The following is a 4,285-nucleotide window of genomic DNA, read 5'->3' on the forward strand; positions in this document are numbered from 1 at the left end:
TCCGCACGGCGCGCCGCTTCCTCGGCGACCTTGCGGCGGATGTCTTCCTCGGCACGGCGGCGGGCTTCCTCCTCGGCCTGGCGCTTGCGCTCCAGCTCCGCCTGGCGCTCCAGCTCCGCCTGGCGCTGCGCTTCGCGCTGGCGTTCCTGCTCCGCCTCTCGCTCAAGCGCTTGCCGCTCCAGCTCGGCCTGCCGCTGTCGCTCCAGCTCCACAGCCCGCGCCATGGCGGCCTCGCGGTCGACTTCGGCGCTGCGCTCTGGGGCCGGGGGCTCAGGTGCCTCGGGCGGCGTCGGCTCGGAGACAGACGGCGGCTCGGCCGGCGGCGGCGGCGCGGCGCTGGCACGCAGCGCCTCCACCCGCCGCTCGATGTCCGGCGTCAGGCGCATCTGCGCCTGAATGGCGTTCTCGAAGGCCCCCAGCTCTTGATTGCGCACGAGCCAGTCGATGCCGAAGAACATCATGGCGGCAAGGGTGAGGTGCAGAAGGAGCGACCACAGGAACGCCTTCGGATACTGGGTCCAGATCTGCCACATGGCGCCCGATCAGCCCGGCCCGCGGGCGGCGTCCATGCCCGGCGGTGGCTGGGTTACCAGCCCCACGCTCGGTGCCCCCGCCGCCTGCGCCGCCACCATGGCGTCCACCACCAGGCCGTAGTCGATGGACTGGTCCGCGCGCACCATGATCGGCGTCGCCGGCGCCTCGTCCAGCACGCCTACCAGGCGCTCGAACAGCAGTTGCTGGTCCACCGGCAGCAGCTCGTTGTCGCCCAGGTCCAGATAGGTGTCGCCGAATTGGTCGATATGGATGACCACCGGCAGCGCGCCGTCACCGAGCTGTGGGTCTGCGGCCGCCTGCGGCAGGTCCACCTTCACGCCCTGGGTGATGAGCGGCGCCGTGACCATGAAGATCACCAGCAGCACCAGCATCACGTCGATGTAGGGGACGACGTTGATCTCCGCCATGGGCTTGCGGCGCTCGCGGCGCTCCTTGCGCTTCATGCGGCTTGCCCCGCGCTGCTCATGGCGCCGCGGCCCTGGCGCTGCAGCAGGGTGGAGAACTCCTCCATGAATTCCTCGTAGCGGTTGTTGAGCCGCTCTACCTGGTTGGAATAGCGGTTGTAGGCGACCACTGCCGGGCTGGCAGCGAAGAGCCCGATGGCCGTCGCCACCAGGGCCTCGGAGATGCCCGGCGCCACCAACGCCAGCGTCGCCTGCTGGACGTTACCTAGGGCATGGAAGGCGTGCATGATGCCCCAGACGGTCCCGAACAGGCCGATGTAAGGGCTCACCGATCCGACAGTGGCAAGGAAGGGCAGGTTGTTCTCCAACCGGTCCATCTCGCGGCTGAGGGCCACGCGCATGGAGCGCTCGGCGCCCATGATGACGGCCATGGTGTCGTTGGGATCGTTCTTACGCAGCCGGGCGTATTCGCGGAAGCCGTTGCGGAAGATCGCCGCCAGGCCGGTGAGGCCGCGGCTCTCCTCCTGGCCCAGGTCGCGATACAGGGCGCTCAGGTCGCCGCCGGACCAGAAGCGGCCCTCGAAGTCGTCGGCGGCAGCCCGGGCGCGCTTCAGCACCCGGGAGCGCTCGAAGATGGCGGCCCAGGAGAGCACGGACGCGAGCACCAGGATGAGCAGCACCAGCTGCACCATCAGGCTCGCGTTGAGCACCAGATCCAGCAGCGACAATTCAGCGCCCACGGGCGTGAGCCTCCGGGAGAATAGCGGTCATAATGTCCTCGGGAATGCGCGCCGGGCGCAGGCGCTCGGCATCCAGGCAGGCGATATTGACGGTGGCCCGGCAGCAGGGTTGGGCATCGTCCTCGCGCAGCACGGTTTGCGCGAAGTCCAGGCTCGCGCGGCCGTGATCGGTGATCACTGTGTCCACCCGCAGCAGGTCGTTAAACCTGGCTGGGTGCAGGAAAGCGATGTCCATCCGGCGCACAGCGAACAGCACCCCGTGCTCGGCACGCACGCGATCCTGCTCGAAGCCCAGGCCACGCAGCCATTCGGTGCGAGCGCGCTCCATAAAGTGCAGGTAGCGGGCGTGGTAGACAACGCCGCCGGCGTCGGTGTCCTCGTAATACACCCGTACGCCGAGGCGGCCCTCGGGCAGCTCGCCTGGGTCCAATGCCATGCGTTGGAAGTCGACGCCAAAAAACCCCGACATGATAGCGCAACGCACCGTCCCCGGCAGCGACGGGCGGAAATGGATGCCGGTCGGCGCAGGCGGAGACGGTGTTTTCCCGACAAGGACAAGAGCGGTCAGCCATTGTGCCTGGGGCCTGGGCGGAAAGGAGGTACCGCGTCGCGCACCCAGCAGCCCGCAAGCCATGCCCGCTGAGGCGCTTGCAAAGCGCCGCTGGCGATGCTGAGATTCTCGGCCTGCTTAATACGCCTGCGAATCGCGGGCGGGGCCTCTCGCAGCCGATCCAAACACCGCACCCCAGCACCGCCGCTCCACATCCCTCCGATGCAGCATCCAGACCGGCCCAGCCGGGCCATGCGCCGTCATCTTCGGCGGCTATGGACCCTCGCGCTGCTGCTCGCAGCCGCCGGCGCCTCGGCAAAGTCGCCGCCGGACCCGCTGACGCTGGCCGACGCCCTGAGCTTCGCCGACGAGCACCCGCGGGTGCAGCTGGCTGCCGAAGACGACCTGCTGCCGCGGCGGCAGCCGCTGTTCTTGGCCTGCCACAGCCTCGCCTTCGAGAACGCACGGCCCGGCGATCCGGAGCGCGATGCCGCCTGGGCGCTGACGGTGCCCGCCGCGGCGGCACAGCGGCTGGAAATCATGCAGCGCTTCTACGATGTGCTGCTCGCGGACTTGAGCTATATGCGCGACAACGAGGCCATGGCGGTTGCGTACATCCAATTCGACCGGGCCGAGAACCGCCAAGAGCTCGGCCAGTACTCGCCCCTGGCAGTGGCGGAGCTGGAGGCGGCCTATCAGCACGTCCGCCGCCGCTGGGCTGCGAGCGATGCCGCCCGCCGTGTGACCCGCTCGCTCCTGGCGCAGGCCCTTGGCACCCCGGGAGCGCTGCCGAAGAATTTAGTTGAGCCAACAGCCCCGGCACCGGACACCCCGCCGCCGGAACTCGATGCGGTGGTAGAGGCGGCGCTCGCCGAAAACCAGCGAATCAATGCGCTCCGCAGCGGTACAGACCCCGCCCAGGACTCCCTGGTAGCCATGGCTGTGCGCCAGCAGGCGATGGAACTGCTGGAGCGCCTGGCGCTGCTGAGCGTCGCCGCCGAGCAGGCCCGCGTCGAGGCCGATTGGCGCGACCTCAAACTGGACCAGAGCCGCACGATGTACGAGATGGAAGTAACCGCCGACCTGGGCTACTCCATGGGCCGCCAGACCAAGGCCCGCCGCGACCGCATCGCCGTCGACCTTTGCCGCAGCCTGACCCTGGCCCAGCTGGACGCCCTACAGGGCAAGCCCATCGCGGACGCCGCCACCGAACCGAGCCCGGGTACCACGGAGCAAACACCGTGAGCGGCCGCGGCGCGAACAAGCTGGGCGCGCGCGCTGCACTCGCGCTCCTGCTCTGCATCGGAGCGACCGTCGCCGCCGCCGTCCAAGAGCTGAGCGGTCGGTTGGAATGGGTGGACCGAGTGGAGATGCGCGCAGTAGCGAACGGCGTCGTAGACGAGGTTCTGGTGACCATGGGCCAGCATGTCGAAGCCGGCGAGCTGCTGCTGCGCATGGATCAGCGCGAGGCGAAGGCGACGCTGCTGGAGGCCAAGGCCCGGCTCGCCCGCAGCGCGGTGGCCGTCGAAGACGCCCAGCGCGAGCTGGACCGCGCCCAAGAGCTCTTCGACCGCGGCCTCATCGCCATGGAGGAGCTCAAGGACGCCGAGCTCGGCCAGGCCGCCGCGCTCGCCGAGCAGGAGTCCGAACGCGCCGCTGTTGCCGCCGCCGAGGTGATGCTGGAGCGGACTGAGCTGCGCGCCCCATTCGCCGGCATTGTGGTGGAGCGCAACGCCTACGACGGCGCCGTCATCTACACCAGCCTGCAGCAGGCTCCGTTGGTAGCCGTCGCGCCCACGGACCGCATGCTCGCCCGGGCGCTGGTGACCTCTGACATACTCAGACGCTATCGCCCAGGGCAAGCCGCGAGCGTCATTGTCCGAGGCGAGCGCCGCCCGGCGGAGGTCTACAGCCTCGGCGTCGAGGCCGTGCGCATCGACCCCAAGGGCGCCGTGTACGAGCTCGACGTCATTTTCGATGCCCGCCCGGACGAGATCCTGCGGCCGTCGGAGTTCGTGCAGGTTGTGCTGCCCTAA

Annotated in this window: 6 protein-coding genes; 2 read left to right on the plus strand and 4 right to left on the minus strand. The window is 69.3% G+C overall.

Features of this window, described 5'->3' with window-relative positions:
* The 4 genes from tolA to ybgC all read right to left on the minus strand — a co-directional run.
* Nucleotides 1–533: cell envelope integrity protein TolA (tolA, locus tag I6U14_RS10935; protein ID WP_296899265.1), on the minus strand; the 533-nt coding region annotated here is incomplete at its 3' end.
* Between the two features lie 9 nt (nucleotides 534–542).
* Complete coding sequence (locus tag I6U14_RS10940; RefSeq protein ID WP_296899267.1) at nucleotides 543–998, minus strand: ExbD/TolR family protein; 456 nt, start codon at nucleotides 996–998, stop codon at nucleotides 543–545.
* A complete protein-coding gene (gene tolQ / locus I6U14_RS10945; protein WP_296899268.1) occupies nucleotides 995–1,699 on the minus strand; it encodes a protein TolQ in 705 nt (234 codons plus the stop codon). The genes I6U14_RS10940 and tolQ overlap by 4 nt, the downstream gene beginning before the upstream one ends.
* Nucleotides 1,689–2,135, minus strand: a complete 447-nt coding sequence (gene ybgC / locus I6U14_RS10950) for a tol-pal system-associated acyl-CoA thioesterase (RefSeq protein ID WP_296899271.1) — start codon at nucleotides 2,133–2,135, stop codon at nucleotides 1,689–1,691. The genes tolQ and ybgC overlap by 11 nt, the downstream gene beginning before the upstream one ends.
* A 366-nt stretch (nucleotides 2,136–2,501) precedes the next feature.
* Between ybgC and I6U14_RS10955 the strand changes: the two genes are divergently transcribed.
* Together I6U14_RS10955 and I6U14_RS10960 are read left to right on the plus strand one after the other, a co-directional pair.
* Nucleotides 2,502–3,494 (plus strand): hypothetical protein, encoded by a 993-nt coding sequence (locus I6U14_RS10955; protein WP_296899269.1) that lies wholly within the window; start codon nucleotides 2,502–2,504, stop codon nucleotides 3,492–3,494.
* The gene (locus I6U14_RS10960) at nucleotides 3,491–4,285 is read left to right on the plus strand and encodes an efflux RND transporter periplasmic adaptor subunit (protein WP_296899270.1); all 795 of its coding nucleotides are present in this window, start codon (nucleotides 3,491–3,493) and stop codon (nucleotides 4,283–4,285) included. Before I6U14_RS10955 ends, I6U14_RS10960 begins: the two co-directional genes overlap by 4 nt.

The organism is Thiohalocapsa sp., assembly GCF_019695415.1.
GTDB lineage: Bacteria > Pseudomonadota > Gammaproteobacteria > Chromatiales > Chromatiaceae > Thiohalocapsa.